At 60.1% G+C, this 15,647-nt stretch carries 13 protein-coding genes and 1 pseudogene; 12 read left to right on the top strand and 2 right to left on the bottom strand.

All coding sequences use genetic code 11. The features are described 5' to 3' along the window. Positions 1-92: 92 nt before the first annotated feature. The 4 genes and pseudogenes from ACM6JM_RS14080 to ACM6JM_RS14065 all read left to right on the top strand — a co-directional run bounded on the left by ACM6JM_RS14080 (position 93) and on the right by ACM6JM_RS14065 (position 3,572). The gene (locus ACM6JM_RS14080; RefSeq protein WP_285413541.1) at positions 93-689 is read left to right on the top strand and encodes a biliverdin-producing heme oxygenase; all 597 of its coding nucleotides are present in this window, start codon (positions 93-95) and stop codon (positions 687-689) included. Positions 690-857: 168 nt separating this feature from the next. Further along, positions 858-1,253: a YbaN family protein gene (locus ACM6JM_RS14075; protein ID WP_085667955.1), complete on the top strand. Its 396-nt coding sequence runs from the start codon at positions 858-860 to the stop codon at positions 1,251-1,253. A gap of 102 nt (positions 1,254-1,355) precedes the next feature. Further along, positions 1,356-2,714, top strand: a pseudogene (locus ACM6JM_RS14070) (HAMP domain-containing protein); the annotation flags it as partial. 102 nt (positions 2,715-2,816) lie between these two features. Beyond that, complete coding sequence (locus ACM6JM_RS14065; protein ID WP_371855246.1) at positions 2,817-3,572, top strand: methyl-accepting chemotaxis protein; 756 nt, start codon at positions 2,817-2,819, stop codon at positions 3,570-3,572. A 268-nt stretch (positions 3,573-3,840) separates the two neighbouring features. On the opposite strand, the gene ACM6JM_RS14060 is transcribed toward ACM6JM_RS14065, so the two are convergent. Next, entirely contained in the window at positions 3,841-4,326 is a 486-nt protein-coding gene (locus tag ACM6JM_RS14060) for a hypothetical protein (protein WP_414882088.1), read from the bottom strand. 205 nt (positions 4,327-4,531) lie between these two features. Here ACM6JM_RS14060 and ACM6JM_RS14055 point away from each other — a divergent pair, with 205 nt between their 5' ends. Then, positions 4,532-5,878, top strand: a complete 1,347-nt coding sequence (locus ACM6JM_RS14055) for a CoA transferase (RefSeq protein WP_414882087.1) — start codon at positions 4,532-4,534, stop codon at positions 5,876-5,878. Between the two features lie 74 nt (positions 5,879-5,952). Here the strand turns inward: ACM6JM_RS14055 and arcD (ACM6JM_RS14050) are convergent, their stop codons facing one another. Then, positions 5,953-7,380 (bottom strand): arginine-ornithine antiporter, encoded by a 1,428-nt coding sequence (arcD, locus tag ACM6JM_RS14050; protein ID WP_074688331.1) that lies wholly within the window; start codon positions 7,378-7,380, stop codon positions 5,953-5,955. A 448-nt stretch (positions 7,381-7,828) separates the two neighbouring features. On the opposite strand from arcD (ACM6JM_RS14050), the gene arcD (ACM6JM_RS14045) reads away from it, so the two are divergent. The 7 genes from arcD (ACM6JM_RS14045) (at position 7,829) to gcvH (ending at position 15,644) form a co-directional block, all read left to right on the top strand. After that, a complete protein-coding gene (gene arcD, locus ACM6JM_RS14045) occupies positions 7,829-9,256 on the top strand; it encodes an arginine-ornithine antiporter (RefSeq protein ID WP_039766045.1) in 1,428 nt (475 codons plus the stop codon). Positions 9,257-9,290: 34 nt separating this feature from the next. Beyond that, positions 9,291-10,547: an arginine deiminase gene (gene arcA, locus ACM6JM_RS14040; protein WP_414882086.1), complete on the top strand. Its 1,257-nt coding sequence runs from the start codon at positions 9,291-9,293 to the stop codon at positions 10,545-10,547. A gap of 69 nt (positions 10,548-10,616) precedes the next feature. Beyond that, entirely contained in the window at positions 10,617-11,627 is a 1,011-nt protein-coding gene (locus ACM6JM_RS14035) for an ornithine carbamoyltransferase (RefSeq protein WP_011335626.1), read from the top strand. A 149-nt stretch (positions 11,628-11,776) separates the two neighbouring features. After that, on the top strand, positions 11,777-12,706 hold the full coding sequence (gene arcC / locus ACM6JM_RS14030) for a carbamate kinase (protein ID WP_039766038.1): 930 nt from the start codon (positions 11,777-11,779) through the stop codon (positions 12,704-12,706). A gap of 62 nt (positions 12,707-12,768) precedes the next feature. Beyond that, the gene (locus ACM6JM_RS14025; RefSeq protein WP_039766036.1) at positions 12,769-13,131 is read left to right on the top strand and encodes a DUF5064 family protein; all 363 of its coding nucleotides are present in this window, start codon (positions 12,769-12,771) and stop codon (positions 13,129-13,131) included. A gap of 314 nt (positions 13,132-13,445) precedes the next feature. Beyond that, positions 13,446-14,954 carry a sigma-54-dependent transcriptional regulator gene (locus ACM6JM_RS14020; protein WP_011335629.1) on the top strand — a complete coding sequence of 503 codons (1,509 nt, stop codon included), beginning with the start codon at positions 13,446-13,448 and terminating at the stop codon, positions 14,952-14,954. A gap of 306 nt (positions 14,955-15,260) precedes the next feature. Then, a complete protein-coding gene (gcvH, locus tag ACM6JM_RS14015) occupies positions 15,261-15,644 on the top strand; it encodes a glycine cleavage system protein GcvH (RefSeq protein ID WP_074688335.1) in 384 nt (127 codons plus the stop codon). Positions 15,645-15,647 lie beyond the last annotated feature (3 nt).

The following is a 15,647-nucleotide window of genomic DNA, read 5'->3' as shown; positions in this document are numbered from 1 at the left end:
CGCATGCATTGCCGCGCCGTGAGGTTTTTTTACTGTCCGGCGCTTGCCCGTACGTCTCGTTATCAAGCGCCTCTTCTTTTCAAGGACATCTCATGAGCACCCCGGAAAAAGCCCTGCGTTCGCAACGCCTGAACCAAATTACCCACGAGCCGCACAGCAAGCTCGATGCGCTGGTCAAGGCGCACGCACCGTTCGAGACCCGCGCCAATTTCGCCCGCTTCGTGGTCGCGCAGTACCTGTTCCAGTCGGAGCTGGTGGCGCTGTACAACGATGCCGAACTGACCGCCATCGTCCCTGACCTGCCGGCCCGCTGCCGCGCCGAAGCCGCCATGGCCGACCTCGCCGACCTCGACACCGAAGTGCCTGGCCCTGTGGCCGGCGCGGTGAAAAACCCGAGCAAGGCCCGCGCCCTGGGCTGGATCTTCGTCTCCGAGGGCTCCAAGCTCGGCGCCGCGTTCCTGATCAAACGCGCTGTCGCGCTGGACCTGAGCGAAACCTTCGGCGCCCGCCACCTGGGCGAACCTGAAGGCGGTCGTGCAGAAGGCTGGAAGAGCTTTGTGCGCACCCTCGATTCACTGCAATTCAGCGCTGAAGAAGAAGCCGAAGTGGAGCAAGGCGCGATTGATGCGTTCAACCGCTTCACCGTGCTGCTGGAACAGGCTTACGCCACAGAAGCCGAGCCGGCCTGATCCTGACCACTGTAAAACCCTGTGGGAGCTGGCTTGCCAGCGATGACGGCGCGTCAGACAACATCCCTGTCGACTGACCGGACGCTATCGCTGGCAAGCCAGCTCCCACAAGGAATTGCGTAAGTCTGTAAGATTCCCACCTTGTCACATAAGCCTCTCGCTGAGCCCATGCCCCAACCCGCCGCCTCCCGACTCGCCCGCCTGCTGTTCGGCCTGCTCGCCTATGTCAGCCTCGGCATCGGCCTGATCGCCATCGTCGTGCCCGGCCTGCCGACTACCGAGTTCATCCTGCTCGCCGCCTGGGCCGCGACTCGCAGTTCGCCGCGTCTGAGTGCCTGGCTGGAAAACCATCGACTGTTCGGGCCGATCCTGAGCAACTGGCGCAACGGCAAGATCATCGCCCGCAAGGCCAAGGTCAGCGCTACGGTCAGCATGCTGCTGTGCGCCACGCTGATGCTGGTGATGCTCGATCACGGTTGGCCGATTTATCTGGCGATTGCCGGGATGACCCTGGGCAACCTGTGGATCTGGTCGCGACCGGAAGCGTTGCCGAAGATTTCCTGATTTTTCTCTTGTTTTCAGGGTATTTACCCGCGCAAACGTTTAGCCGTGACCGCTCGTCGGCTGGTAGTTCATGCCTCTGCGCCTCGCGCCGATGAGCATTGAATGGCGCTGAATGGATTTGGCGAACCCGGCACCTTCCTGCCCCTTAGCCAACAGCTCATCCATTCGCGAGAACGTCCCATGTTCGACTCTCTGTCCATTCGCCTGAAAATCGTCCTGCTCTCCGGCCTGTGCCTGCTCGGTGTGGTGGCGCTGATCGTTGGCATCAACATTTACCAGACCAACCAGAACGACGAACTGGTCAGTGCTTCCAGCAGCAAGATGCTCACCGCCAGTGTGCAGAACCTGTTGCAGGCCAAGGCTGCCGAGCAAGCGGTGCGGGTCCAGAAAACCTTCGGCGAGAGCCTGTTGGCGATCACCGCGCTGGCCGACCAGATCAAGGACATGCGAGCGATGGCCGCCAAGCGTTCGCTGGACGCCGGGGCCCTGCGTGAAGAGTTGAACCAGAGCCTGAAAACCGCCTTCGAGCGCAACAGCAAGGTGCTTGGCATCTGGCTGGCGTTCGAGCCCAACGGACTGGACGGCAAGGACAGCGAATTCGCCAACGATGCCGCGCGTCAGTCCAACGAGGCGGGACGTTTCGCCAGTTACTGGAGCCGTGCTGCGGGTCCGTCGCTGAACACGATCATGGTCGAAGACGACATGAACAAGACCACCCTCAGCGTCAGCGGCACGCCTTACAACAGCTGGTACACCTGCCCTCGCGACAACAAGCGTACCTGCCTGCTTGATCCTTACGCTGACACCGTGGGCGGCAAGGAAATGCTCATGACCACCATTTCCGTGCCCCTGCTGGTGGACGGCAAGGCCATCGGCGTGGTCGGTGTCGACATCGCCCTCGACGCCCTGCAAGCAGCGGCCGTGGACTCTCAGCGTGACCTGTTCAACAGCGCCGGGCACATGCTGATCGTCTCCGGCAGCGGCGTGCTCGGTGCCTACAGCGCGGATGCCGGCAAGGTCGGCAAAAGCATCGGCGACACCCTCGGCCTCGAGGGCAAGGACGTGCTGCAGCTGCTGAGTGCCGGCACACCGAAGATTCTCGAACGGGGCGACCTGATCCGCGCCGTGTATCCGGTCAACCCGATTGCCGACTCCAAGGCCTGGGGTGTGGTCATCGACCTGCCGAAACAAGTGCTGCTGGCCGACTCGGTCAAGCTCCAGGCAGTGCTCGACGACGCGCAGGAAACCGGCACCATTACCGCCCTCGCAGTTGCAGTGATCGCCGGTCTGATCGGCCTGCTGCTGATCTGGCTCACCGCCTCCGGTGTGACCCGTCCGATCAACAGCGTTGCCGAGATGCTGAAGAACATCGCCAGCGGCGAAGGCGACCTGACCCAGCGCCTGAACTACACCAAGCAGGATGAACTGGGCGAACTGGTGAACTGGTTCAACCGCTTCCTCGACAAGCTGCAACCGACCATCGCCCAGATCAAACAGAGCATCACCGAGGCCCGTGGCACCGCCGATCAATCGTCGGAAATCGCCCGCCAGACCAGTGAAGGCATGCAGGTGCAGTTCCGCGAGATCGATCAGGTGGCCACCGCCTCCAACGAAATGAGCGCCACCGCTCACGACGTGGCCAACAGTGCTTCGAACGCGGCCAACGCGGCGAAGGGCGCCGACCAGTCGGCCAAGGACGGGATGTCGATCATCGAGCGCAGCACCCGTGACATCAATCAACTGGCCGATGAAGTCAGCAAAGCGGTGACCGAGGTCGAAGAGCTGGCAGTCAACAGCGAGCAGATCGGTTCGGTGCTGGAGGTGATCCGCAGCATTGCCGAGCAGACCAACCTGCTGGCGCTGAACGCCGCGATCGAAGCGGCCCGTGCCGGTGAAAGCGGTCGTGGTTTTGCGGTGGTGGCCGACGAAGTCCGTAACCTGGCCAAGCGTACTCAGGATTCGGTGGAAGAAATTCGCGTGGTCATTGAACGCATCCAGACCGGCACCCGTGGCGTGGTCGCGACCATGCACTCGAGCCAGACCCAGGCCCACAACAACGCCGGGCAGATCCGTCAGGCCGTGGACGCCCTCGGCAAGATCAGCGACGCGGTCACCGTGATCAGCGACATGAACCTGCAAATCGCCAGCGCCGCCGAACAGCAAAGCGCGGTGGCCGAAGAGGTCAACCGCAACGTCTCGGCGATCCGTACCGTCACCGAAACCCTGACCGAACAGGCCAACGAATCGGCGGCGATCAGCAGCCAGCTCAATGCATTGGCCAGTCAGCAGATGAAATTGATGGATCAGTTCCGCGTATAACGCCCGCCGCTATAAGCCTCCCTCCCTCTGGGAGGTGCGATACGACGGTTCGTGTTGCTCGCGAAAAAGCTCTGCCGGTTACCATTTGATTGGCTGCCGATTGCATTTCGCGAGCAGATTCTCCATGCAATCCCAGACATCGAGCCATTCGTCTCTGACAATAATTTCAACGTCCTGACAATCGAAACCTATAAGAACCCCCAACTTCTAATGCCAACCATTCCACTCAAAAATAAAAAGGGGGAGGAAGAAACCTCCCCCTTCATGGTCATGTATAGAGAGTAATATCATCCAAATTAACAGTCAGCGCATTACTTAGCGCATTTTCAAAAATAAGTTTCACCTTTCCTTTATCAAACTCACGAGAAGAACTAAAAGCAAAAATAAATCTCTTCCAATCATCTTTCAATCGTATTTCCTGCTTGAAAACCTCATCTTCAGAAAGATTCACAGCCACAGATATCGGCGCGGAGGAATTAGGCATATTAAGCTTCAAACTAAGTTCCAGATAGATTTTCTTACCCGCTGGAAATTCCTCATACTCCTTCTCAAAGACTATAGCTCCGACATACTTATCCATCTTTAAGACTACGTGGTAGTGATCGCCTTCTTCTGGTATTGCAGAGTGATTAAAAATCAAAGCAGGATCGGTAGGCTCTAGATATACAATGTCCGCCGAGCCGTTAAAAACCCACCCATTCCGAAACGCAAACCTAAAGTCCGTATGATCATTAAATTCAGTTTTAGTATTCATAACAACAGCTCCATGCAGTGATTTTTTTTACTACTCGAAGTAGTAAATTCCGATTCAGCCAAGAAACCCACTGTCAAATCTGACAGTCCTGACGAACGGTCGCATATAAATCTTCGACCAAGCTGAACCGGATCACTCCCCCCGGAAATTCATCTGATAACGCCGCCCCTTGCACTATCATCCCTCTCTTTCCGGAGGGCCTTCGATGACCGATCTGCTCACGTCCATTCAAGCCGCGCTCGGCTTGTCCCCCACGCCGATTCCGTTCACCGGCGAGGGCGCCCTGCCCTCGGCGTTTGCCGTCACCGACCTGGCCTGCGCGAGCATTGCCGCTGCCGGGCAAGCCGTCGCCGAACTTCTTCAGCAGCAAACCGGGCGTTTGCCCGCCATTGAAGTCGACCGTCGGCTGGCCTCGTTCTGGTTTGCCACTTCACTAAGACCGATCGGCTGGGAAGTGCCGCCGCTGTGGGATCCGGTAGCCGGTGACTACGCGACCAAAGACGGCTGGATCCGCCTGCACACCAACGCTCCGCATCACCGCGCCGCCGCTGAAAGCGTACTCGGCGCCTGTGTCGACCGCGCGGCGATGGCGGCGAAAGTCGCGCAATGGGCCAGTGCCGATCTGGAGCGAGCGGTGGTCGAGGCCAAGGGTTGTGCGGCTGAAATGCGCAGTTGGGAACAGTGGCAAAAACATCCGCAAGGGTTGGCGGTGAATGCCGAACCCTTGGTGCATTTCGGGAATGGGAAAGAAGAAAACCATCAACCCTGGCAAGGCTCGGTGGCGCGGCCATTGGCCGGGCTCAAGGTGCTCGATCTGACCCGCGTACTGGCCGGCCCGACCGCCAGCCGCTTCCTCGCGGGGCTGGGCGCCAATGTGCTGCGCATCGATCCGCCGACCTGGAACGAACCCGGTGTAGTGCCGGAAGTGACCCTCGGCAAACGTTGTGCGCGGCTGGATCTGCATGCTCCGGCAGATCGCGCAGTGTTTGAAAGCCTGCTCAAGGATGCCGACATTCTTCTGCACGGTTATCGTGCCGACGCCCTTGAACATCTCGGCTTCGGCGTTGAACGTCGCCGGCAACTGGCGCTGGGGCTGATCGACGTCTGCCTCAACGCTTACGGCTGGAGCGGCCCGTGGCAGAACCGTCGGGGCTTCGACAGTCTGGTGCAGATGAGCAGCGGGATTGCCGAGGCCGGACAGCGCTGGAAGCAGGCTGACAAACCGACGCCGTTGCCAGTGCAGGCGCTGGATCATGCGACGGGGTATCTGATGGCGGCGAGTGTGATTCGGTTGCTGACTGAACGGTTACGCAGTGGTCGAGGTGGATCGGCACGGTTGTCGCTGGCGCGGACGGCGAAGCTGTTGGTTGAGCATGGGGCTGGGACTGACGAAGCGTTGCGTCCGGAGGAGGCAAAGGACCAGAGCTTGCAGATGGAACACACGCCATGGGGGCCGGCACGTCGGCTTCAAGCGCCGCTGCGTATTGCTGGAGCGCCGTTGCAGTGGACTTTGCCGGCAACTGAATTGGGTTCACATCGGGCGCAGTGGTGACCTCTCCACCGTTTTCGCGAGGAACCCGAGCATCGCCGGCCAGTCGTAAGCCCCCTGATAGTCGAGCCGCAATCTCACAGGGACAACACGCCGCTGTACAACCCGTAGGCCGCGAGCCCGGCCCCGGCGATGACGCAGGTGAAAATTCCCTTCTCGAGCGTGGTGAACAACGGCTCGCCCTGCTCATGCTTGGCCTTGGCGAACAGGATCACCCCCGGCGCATACAACAGCGCCGACAACAGCAGGTATTTCACCCCGCCGGCATACAACAGCCACACCGCGTAACACAGCGCGATGCCGCCGATCAGCAGATCCTTGGTGCGTTCGGCGGAGGCATGCTCATAGGTTTCACCCCGTCCGCTGAGCAATACCGCATAGGCTGCCGACCACAGATACGGCACCAGAATCATCGACGAGGCGAGGTAAATCAGGCTGGTGTAAGTGCCGGCGGAAAACAGCGTGATCAGCAGGAAAATCTGGATCATCACATTGGTCAGCCACAACGCATTGACCGGCACATGGTTGGCGTTTTCCTTTTTCAGGAACGCCGGCATCGTATTGTCCTTGGCGGTGGCGAACAGGATCTCCGCGCACAACAGCGCCCACGACAGCAACGCACCGAGCAATGAAATGGCCAGGCCCACGCTGATCAGCAGCGCACCCCATGGCCCGACAATGTGTTCCAGTACGGCGGCCAGCGACGGGTTCTGCAAGGTCGCCAGTTCCGGCTGGCTCATGATCCCCAGCGACAACACATTGACCAGCACCAACAGCGCCAGCACACCGAGGAAACCGATCACCGTGGCACGGCCCACATCGGTGCGCTTCTCCGCCCGGGCCGAGTAAACGCTGGCGCCTTCGATACCGATGAACACGAACACCGTGACCAGCATCATGTTGCGCACCTGATCCATCACGCCGCCGAAATTCGGGTTGCTGCGGCCCCAGATGTCGCGGGTAAAAATCTCGGCCTTGAACGCCACGGCGGCAATGACCACGAACATGATCAACGGAATGATCTTGGCCACGGTGGTCAACTGATTGATCAGCGCCGCCTCCTTGATCCCGCGCATCACCAGAAAATGCACGGCCCACAGCAACACCGAGGCGCAACCGATGGCGATCGGCGTGTTGCCCTGGCCGAACACCGGAAAGAAGTAACCGAGGGTGCTGAACAGCAACACGAAATACCCGACGTTGCCCAGCCAGGCACTGATCCAGTAACCCCACGCCGAAGAAAAGCCCATGTAGTCGCCGAACCCGGCCTTGGCGTAGGCATACACGCCGGAGTCCAGTTCCGGTTTGCGATTGGCCAGGGTCTGGAACACAAAAGCCAGGGTGAGCATGCCGATCGCCGTGATGCCCCAGCCGATCAGGATGGCGCCGGCATCGGCCCGGGCTGCCATGTTTTGCGGCAAGGAAAAAATCCCCCCGCCAATCATCGAACCCACCACCAGGGCGATCAGTGCGCCAAGGCGCAGCTTTTGCGTCGGTTGCGACATTCCAGCGTCTCCAGGTTCCCGAGGTCGGCATTGGCCGCCCATGGTGATGTAACCGGTATTAACCAAACGGTTAGAGCGTAAGTACGTTTATTGAATAACGCCAATTAACGTCTCTTATATATAGCGGATGGCACTAATGCCTAGCACGGATAGGCAGTTTTGTGTGGGAATCCTGATAATTCGATTCTGTACTGAAAACAGAGGCGAAAAATTTGCCAAACCTTGAAAACGGACTAGCGTGATAACTCGAAAGTAATAGGAAAAGTTCCCAACTACATATGCCGAAAGCCTCTAGGACAGGCCTCACAGGCAGAAGCCTTATGCCATCAGAGGTTTCATAAGTCATTCATTAACAATGGAATGTGACCATGCACTGATCTAAGTCAGCTGTTTGAATAGCTAACAGAACTACGCTGTGAACTCTTCTCTCCTGCAATGGAGTCATGCAATGTCTGAAGCTCCCGGAAAACTACGACTAGGTGCACTGGTTGCATTGGTAGTCGGCTCAATGATCGGTGGCGGGATATTCTCTTTGCCACAAAACATGGCCGCCAGTGCCGACGTCGGCGCGGTTCTGATTGGCTGGGCCATCACCGCTGTCGGCATGCTCACCCTCGCTTTCGTCTTTCAAACCCTCGCCAATCGCAAGCCTGACTTGGACGGCGGTGTCTACGCCTACGCCAAGGCCGGTTTCGGCGATTACATGGGCTTTTCTTCGGCCTGGGGCTACTGGATCAGTGCCTGGCTGGGCAACGTCGGTTACTTCGTTCTGCTGTTCAGCACCCTCGGGTATTTCTTTCCGGTTTTTGGGGAAGGCAACACCGTTGCTGCAGTGATCGGCGCCTCTGTCCTGTTGTGGGGCGTGCACTTTCTGGTGCTGCGCGGGATCAAGGAGGCGGCGTTCATCAACCTGGTGACCACCGTCGCCAAGGTCGTGCCGCTGCTGCTGTTCGTATTGATCGCGATCTTCGCCTTCAAACTGGACATCTTCACCGCCGACATCTGGGGCGTGAAAAACCCGGATCTGGGCAGCGTGATGAACCAGGTGCGCAACATGATGCTGGTCACCGTATGGGTGTTCATCGGCATCGAGGGCGCGAGCATCTTCTCGGCCCGGGCGGAAAAACGTTCGGACGTCGGCAAGGCGACCGTGATCGGTTTCATCACCGTGCTGCTGTTCCTGGTGCTGGTGAACGTGCTGTCGCTGGGCATCATGACCCAGCCGGAACTGGCCAAACTGCAGAACCCGTCGATGGCCGCCGTGCTGGAACACGTGGTCGGTCACTGGGGTGCGGTGCTGATCAGCGTCGGCCTGATCATCTCGCTGCTGGGGGCGTTGCTGTCGTGGGTGCTGCTGTGTGCGGAGATCATGTTCGCCGCCGCCAAGGACCACACCATGCCGGAGTTCCTGCGCAAGGAGAACGCCAACCACGTGCCGGTCAACGCCCTGTGGCTGACCAACGCGATGGTGCAGCTGTTCCTGATCATCACCCTGTTCTCGGCCAGCACTTACCTGTCGCTGATCTACCTCGCCACTTCGATGATTCTGGTGCCATACCTGTGGTCGGCGGCCTACGCCCTGCTGCTGGCGGTGCGCGGCGAAAGTTACGAAGGCTTCGCGGCCGAACGGCGCAAGGACCTGATCATCGGCGGTATCGCCCTGATCTATGCGGTGTGGCTGCTCTACGCCGGTGGCGTGAAGTACCTGCTGCTCTCGGCCCTGCTCTATGCCCCCGGCGCGATCCTGTTCGCCAAGGCCAAGCTCGAACTCAAACAACCGGTTTTCACCAACGTCGAGAAGCTGATTTTCGCCGCAGTGGTCGTGGGCGCCCTGGTGGCAGCCTACGGACTGTATGACGGCTTCCTGACTCTGTAGTTGCCCAACGTTTTCACTCTGGAGGATCACTGAAATGACCACGGAAAAAGCTAAGTACGGCGTCCATTCCGAAGCCGGCAAACTGCGCAAAGTCATGGTTTGCTCCCCAGGTCTGGCCCATCAGCGGCTGACCCCGAACAACTGCGATGAACTGCTGTTCGACGACGTGCTGTGGGTCGCCCAGGCCAAGCGCGACCACTTCGACTTCGTGACCAAGATGCGTGAGCGCGGGATCGACGTGCTCGAAATGCACAATCTGCTGACCGACATCGTCGCCATCCCTGAAGCGCTGGACTGGATCCTTGAGCGCAAGGTCACCGCCGATTCGGTGGGCCTGGGCCTGATCAACGAAGTCAAATCCTGGCTGAAAAGCCTGGAGCCGCGACACATCGCCGAATTCCTGATTGGCGGCGTGTCCGCCGATGACCTGCCGGACAGCTTCGGTGGCAAGACCATCCAGATGTTCCGCGACTTCCTCGGCCACTCCAGTTTCATTCTGCCGCCGCTGCCGAACACCCAGTTCACCCGCGACACCACCTGCTGGATCTACGGTGGCGTGACGCTGAACCCGATGTACTGGCCGGCGCGCCGTCAGGAAACCCTGCTGACCACCGCCATCTACAAATTCCATCCGCAGTTCACCAACGCCGAGTTCGAGATTTGGTACGGCGATCCGGACAAGGATCACGGCAGCTCGACCCTTGAAGGCGGTGACGTCATGCCGATCGGCAACGGCGTGGTGCTGATCGGTATGGGCGAGCGTTCATCCCGTCAGGCCATCGGCCAACTGGCGCTGAACCTGTTCAAGAACAAGGCCGTGGAAAAAGTCATCGTCGCCGGCCTGCCGAAGTCCCGTGCCGCGATGCACCTGGATACCGTGTTCAGCTTCTGCGACCGCGACCTGGTCACGATCTTCCCGGAAGTGGTCAACCAGATCGTCGCCTTCACCCTGCGCCCTGACGAAAGCAAACAGGGCGGCATCGACATCCGTCGCGAAGAAGGCACCTTCCTCGACGTCGTGGCCAAAGCCCTCAACCTGCAGAAACTGCGCGTCGTCGAAACCGGCGGCAACAGCTTCGCCGCCGAACGCGAGCAATGGGATGACGGCAACAACGTGGTGGCCGTGGAGCCGGGCGTGGTCATCGGCTACGACCGCAACACCTACACCAACACCCTGCTTCGCAAGGCGGGCGTGGAGGTCATCACCATCAGCGCCGGCGAACTCGGTCGTGGCCGCGGCGGCGGCCACTGCATGACTTGCCCGATCATCCGCGACCCTATCGATTACTAAACGACCATCTCCCCGGCCGCACCTATCCCGTAGCGGCCGGGCCGATTACCGAATCCAAGGAGAATCATCATGGCGTTCAACATTCACAACCGTAACCTGCTCAGCCTGGAACACCACACCCCACGTGAGCTGCGCTACCTGCTCGACCTGTCCCGCGACCTCAAACGCGCCAAATACACCGGCACCGAGCAGCAACACCTGAAGGGCAACAACATCGCCCTGATCTTCGAAAAAACTTCGACCCGCACCCGCTGCGCGTTCGAAGTCGCCGCCTATGATCAGGGCGCCAACGTCACCTACATCGACCCGAACTCTTCGCAGATCGGCCACAAGGAAAGCATGAAAGACACCGCCCGCGTGCTGGGTCGCATGTACGACGCCATCGAGTACCGTGGCTTCAAACAGGAAATCGTCGAAGAGCTGGCCAAGTTCGCCGGCGTGCCGGTGTTCAACGGCCTGACCGATGAATATCACCCGACCCAGATGATCGCCGACGTGCTGACCATGCGTGAGCACGCCGACAAGCCGATCCACGAAATCAGCTACGCCTACCTGGGCGATGCGCGCAACAACATGGGCAACTCGCTGCTGCTGATCGGCGCCAAACTCGGTATGGACGTGCGCATCTGTGCGCCGAAGGCCCTGTGGCCGCACGACGACCTGGTGGATCGCTGCAAAAAATACGCAGAGGAAAGCGGCGCGCGCATCACCCTGACCGAAGACCCGAAAGCCGCGGTCAAGGGCGTGGACTTCATCCACACCGACGTCTGGGTATCAATGGGCGAGCCGGTGGAAGCCTGGGCCGAACGTATCCAGCAACTGCTGCCGTATCAGGTCAACGCCGAGCTGATGAAAGCCACCGGCAACCCGCGCACCAAGTTCATGCACTGCCTGCCGGCGTTCCACAACAGCGATACCAAGGTCGGCAAACAGATCGCCGAACAGTATCCGCACCTGAAAAACGGCATCGAAGTGACCGACGACGTGTTCGAGTCGCCAGCCTGCATCGCCTTCGAGCAAGCGGAAAACCGCATGCACACCATCAAGGCGATTCTGGTGTCGACTTTGGCTGATCTGTAACCCGGCTTTGGCACTGATCGTTCCCACGCTCCGCGTGGTAACGCCGACCCCGGACGCTCCGCGTCCGCTGTGACGCAGAGCGTCACGGGATGCATTCCCACGCGGGAGCGAGGGAACGATCAGCGAACAACACGAAAAGGACATGCACCATGCGTATCGTCGTAGCCCTGGGCGGTAACGCCCTGCTCCGCCGTGGCGAGCCGATGACCGCTGACAACCAGCGCGCCAACATCCGCATCGCCACCGAGCAAATCGCCAAGATCCATCCCGGCAACCAACTGGTCATCGCCCACGGCAATGGCCCGCAAGTCGGCCTGCTGTCGTTGCAAGCGGCGGCCTACACCTCCGTCACCCCTTACCCGCTGGACGTGCTCGGTGCCGAAACCGAAGGCATGATCGGCTACATCATCGAACAGGAACTGGGCAACCTGCTGGACTTCGAAGTCCCGTTCGCCACCCTGCTCACCCAGGTCGAAGTCGATGCCAACGACCCGGCCTTCAAGAACCCGACCAAACCGATCGGCCCGGTCTACGAGAAAGCCGAAGCAGAAAAACTCGCCGCCGAAAAAGGCTGGGCCATCGCCCCGGACGGCGACAAGTTCCGCCGTGTGGTCGCCAGCCCGCGACCGAAACGCATCTTTGAAATCCGCCCGATCAAGTGGCTGCTGGACAAGGGCAGCATCGTGATCTGCGCCGGCGGTGGCGGGATTCCGACCATGTACGACGAGCACCGCAATCTCAAAGGCATCGAAGCGGTGATCGACAAGGACCTGTGCTCGGCGCTGCTGGCCGAACAGCTGGAGGCGGACTTACTGGTGATCGCCACCGACGTCAACGCGGCGTACATCGACTTCAAGAAACCCACCGAGAAAGCGATTGCCCAGGCCCACCCGGACGAACTCGAACGCCTGGGCTTCGCCGCCGGTTCCATGGGGCCGAAGGTGCAGGCAGCCTGCGAGTTTGCGCGCCATACTGGCAAGGTCGCGGTGATCGGTTCGCTCTCGGACATCGAAGCCATCGTCCAGGGTACCGCCGGTACGCGGGTCAGCACGGCAGCGCCGGGCATCACCTACCGATAAAAAGAAACTCCGGGGGCAGACCTCAGGTCTGCCCTTCTCCCATGCCTTGAAAGGAGAAAACCATGGCCCAGTTCGAACCCGGTCATTTGCATATCGAGCGGCACGCGTTGACTGACGACGACGTCAATTACAACGTGCACCTCGACTATGAAGTGTTCACCGATCCTCAGAAAGGCAAGGGGATACAGTTCACCCTGCATGGCAGCATGCAGGGCAAAGAGGTCAACGAACCGTTCTTTCTGCCCAAGGAGGAAGCCTACAACTTCGCTCGCAACGTGACGCAGATTGCCGAAAAGTACGGCATTCCCAAGAGCCACAGCCAGATCGGCTCGGTGCATAAGCATTACGACCTGATGTTTGAGGACATCCGCAAGCAGCTGAATATGCAGTCCGGGGATCCGGTCAATCCCGAGCATTTCGAGTAACCCCAAAAGCCCCCTCACCCTAACCCTCCCGAAGCGTCGGACCGCCCGGAGGGAGAGGGGACTGATCCGGGGATGCTTCAGGGTTACACCGACCTGAAAGCTCTTCGCTGAATCCATAATCGACTCGATTCTTCAGGTCGATGTATCACGCAATACACCTCGGTCAGCTCCCTCTCCCTCCGGGCGGTCCGACGCTTCGGGAGGGCTGGGGTGAGGGGTGATTTTCGAGCACGACGCCGATCTCAAGATTTCACCCCAGTCCCCCATCAAGGCATACTTGCCCCCCTCCGCACTCCAGAACCCAGAACCGCCCCATGCGTATCCACGTCAGCTTCATCGACCGCGTCGGCATCACCCAGGAAGTCCTGGCTATCCTCGGCGGGCGCAATCTCAATCTGGATGCAGTGGAGATGATCCCGCCCAACGTCTACATCGACGCCCCGACCCTGAGCCCGCAAGTGCTCGAAGAACTCAAAGATGCGCTGTTTCGCGTGCGTGGTGTAGAAGCAGTGACCGTGGTCGACATTCTCCCCGGCCAGCGTCGGCACTTGCAGCTCGACGCGTTGCTCGCGGCGATGACCGACCCGGTGCTGGCGCTGGACAGCGCCGGCAAGGTGCTGCTGGCCAACCCGGCGCTGATCGCCCTGTACGGTCGCGAGCCGGCGGGCGAAAGCGTTTCGGAACTGTTCAACGATCCGGGTCTGCTCGAAACCCTGCTCGAACAAGGCTTCCGCCTGCCGCTGCGGGAAATCACCGTCAATGGCCAGACCCTGTTGCTCGACGCCACGCCGATCACCGACGCCGGCGCCCTGCTCACGCTGTATCAACCCAACCGCATCGGCGAACAACTGTCGGCGCTGCATCACGACCATGCCGAAGGTTTCGATGCGCTGCTCGGTGAATCGCCGCCAATCCGCACCCTCAAGGCCCGCGCCCAACGGGTAGCGGCCCTCGATGCGCCGCTGCTGATCCAGGGCGAAACCGGCACCGGCAAGGAACTGGTGGCCCGCGCCTGTCACGCCATCAGCGCCCGGCACAGCGCACCCTTCCTCGCACTGAACTGCGCGGCCCTGCCGGAGAACCTCGCCGAGAGCGAACTGTTCGGCTACGCCCCCGGCGCCTTCACCGGCGCACAACGCGGCGGCAAACCGGGGCTGATGGAGCTGGCCAACCAGGGCACGGTGTTCCTCGACGAAATCGGCGAGATGTCGCCGTACTTGCAGGCCAAACTGCTGCGATTCCTCAATGACGGCAGCTTCCGTCGGGTTGGCGGCGATCGTGAGGTAAAGGTCAACGTGCGGATTCTCAGCGCGACACACCGCGACCTGGAGAAAATGGTCAGCGAAGGCCTGTTCCGCGAAGACCTGTTCTACCGCCTCAACGTGCTCAACGTCGAAGTGCCGCCACTGCGCGAACGCGGTCAGGACATTCTGCTGCTCGCCCGCTACTTCATGCAGCAGGCCTGCGCGCAGATCCAGCGCCCGGTCTGCCGCCTCGCCCCGGGCACTTACCCGGCGCTGCTCGGCAACCGTTGGCCGGGCAACGTGCGGCAATTGCAGAACGTGATCTTCCGCGCCGCCGCGATCTGCGAAAGCAGCCTGGTGGACATCGGCGACCTCGACATCGCCGGCACCTCGGTGGCGCGCCAGACCGACACCGACGTCGACAGCCTGGAAGAAGCGGTCGAAGCCTTCGAGAAATCGTTGCTGGAAAAACTCTACGTCAGCTACCCCTCGACCCGCCAACTGGCCAGCCGCCTGCAAACCTCGCACACCGCAATTGCCCATCGGCTGCGCAAGTATGGGATTCCGGGCAAAGCCTGAGACCGCGCCAAAAACGACCTCCATCTGTACTGAAAGCGCTACAGCGGAACGATATCGCTACACCCTCCTCCGATCACCGCTGTGTAAGGCTTTGATCCGGTTCAGCTTTTTTCTTCGCCCCACGCTGTAGCGATTTCGCTACAGCTAACGTATTTGCGCTCGCCCGAAAAACCATCAAGCAATTGATTTATAACGATATTTTTACGTTGGCCGCGTTCTTGCTAAGTAACCGCTCATAAAATCAGGGCATTGCCGCCCGAGTATTCCACCGCGTCCACCAGACGAGTCTGGCCCCTAGGAGATTCCATGAGCGAGTTGCGTTTTACTGAAGATCACGAATGGCTGCGCGCCGAAGCCGATGGTTCTGTCACCGTTGGCATCACCGCTTTCGCGCAGAACGCCCTGGGCGACGTGGTGTTCGTGCAACTGCCTGAATTGCAGGCGTACGACAAAGGCGCCGAAGCCGCCACCGTGGAATCGGTAAAAGCCGCCAGCGGCGTTTACATGCCGCTGGACGGTGAAGTCCTGGCCACCAACCCGGCCCTGGAAGACAGCCCTGAGCTGGTCAACGAAGATCCGCTGGGCGAAGGCTGGTTCTTCCGCTTCAAGCCAGCCGACGCTTCTGCCGTCGCCAAGCTGCTGGATCAGGACGCCTACGACCGCCTGATCAAAGCCCAAGCCGAAGCCTGAGGA

It is taken from the genome of Pseudomonas sp. IT-P2 (assembly GCF_949767575.1).
GTDB classification, from domain to species: Bacteria; Pseudomonadota; Gammaproteobacteria; order Pseudomonadales; family Pseudomonadaceae; genus Aquipseudomonas; species Aquipseudomonas pharyngis.
Note: the sequence above shows the minus strand (reverse complement) of the source record. Positions and strands in the feature narration are given on the sequence as shown.

Coding starts and splice junctions, on each gene's coding strand:
- ACM6JM_RS14080 (WP_285413541.1), top strand. CDS start 93: ATGAGCACCCCGGAAAAAGCCCTGCGTTCGCAACGCCTGAACCAAATT.
- ACM6JM_RS14075 (WP_085667955.1), top strand. CDS start 858: ATGCCCCAACCCGCCGCCTCCCGACTCGCCCGCCTGCTGTTCGGCCTG.
- ACM6JM_RS14065 (WP_371855246.1), top strand. CDS start 2,817: ATGCAGGTGCAGTTCCGCGAGATCGATCAGGTGGCCACCGCCTCCAAC.
- ACM6JM_RS14060 (WP_414882088.1), bottom strand. CDS start 4,326: ATGAATACTAAAACTGAATTTAATGATCATACGGACTTTAGGTTTGCG.
- ACM6JM_RS14055 (WP_414882087.1), top strand. CDS start 4,532: ATGACCGATCTGCTCACGTCCATTCAAGCCGCGCTCGGCTTGTCCCCC.
- arcD (WP_074688331.1), bottom strand. CDS start 7,380: ATGTCGCAACCGACGCAAAAGCTGCGCCTTGGCGCACTGATCGCCCTG.
- arcD (WP_039766045.1), top strand. CDS start 7,829: ATGTCTGAAGCTCCCGGAAAACTACGACTAGGTGCACTGGTTGCATTG.
- arcA (WP_414882086.1), top strand. CDS start 9,291: ATGACCACGGAAAAAGCTAAGTACGGCGTCCATTCCGAAGCCGGCAAA.
- ACM6JM_RS14035 (WP_011335626.1), top strand. CDS start 10,617: ATGGCGTTCAACATTCACAACCGTAACCTGCTCAGCCTGGAACACCAC.
- arcC (WP_039766038.1), top strand. CDS start 11,777: ATGCGTATCGTCGTAGCCCTGGGCGGTAACGCCCTGCTCCGCCGTGGC.
- ACM6JM_RS14025 (WP_039766036.1), top strand. CDS start 12,769: ATGGCCCAGTTCGAACCCGGTCATTTGCATATCGAGCGGCACGCGTTG.
- ACM6JM_RS14020 (WP_011335629.1), top strand. CDS start 13,446: ATGCGTATCCACGTCAGCTTCATCGACCGCGTCGGCATCACCCAGGAA.
- gcvH (WP_074688335.1), top strand. CDS start 15,261: ATGAGCGAGTTGCGTTTTACTGAAGATCACGAATGGCTGCGCGCCGAA.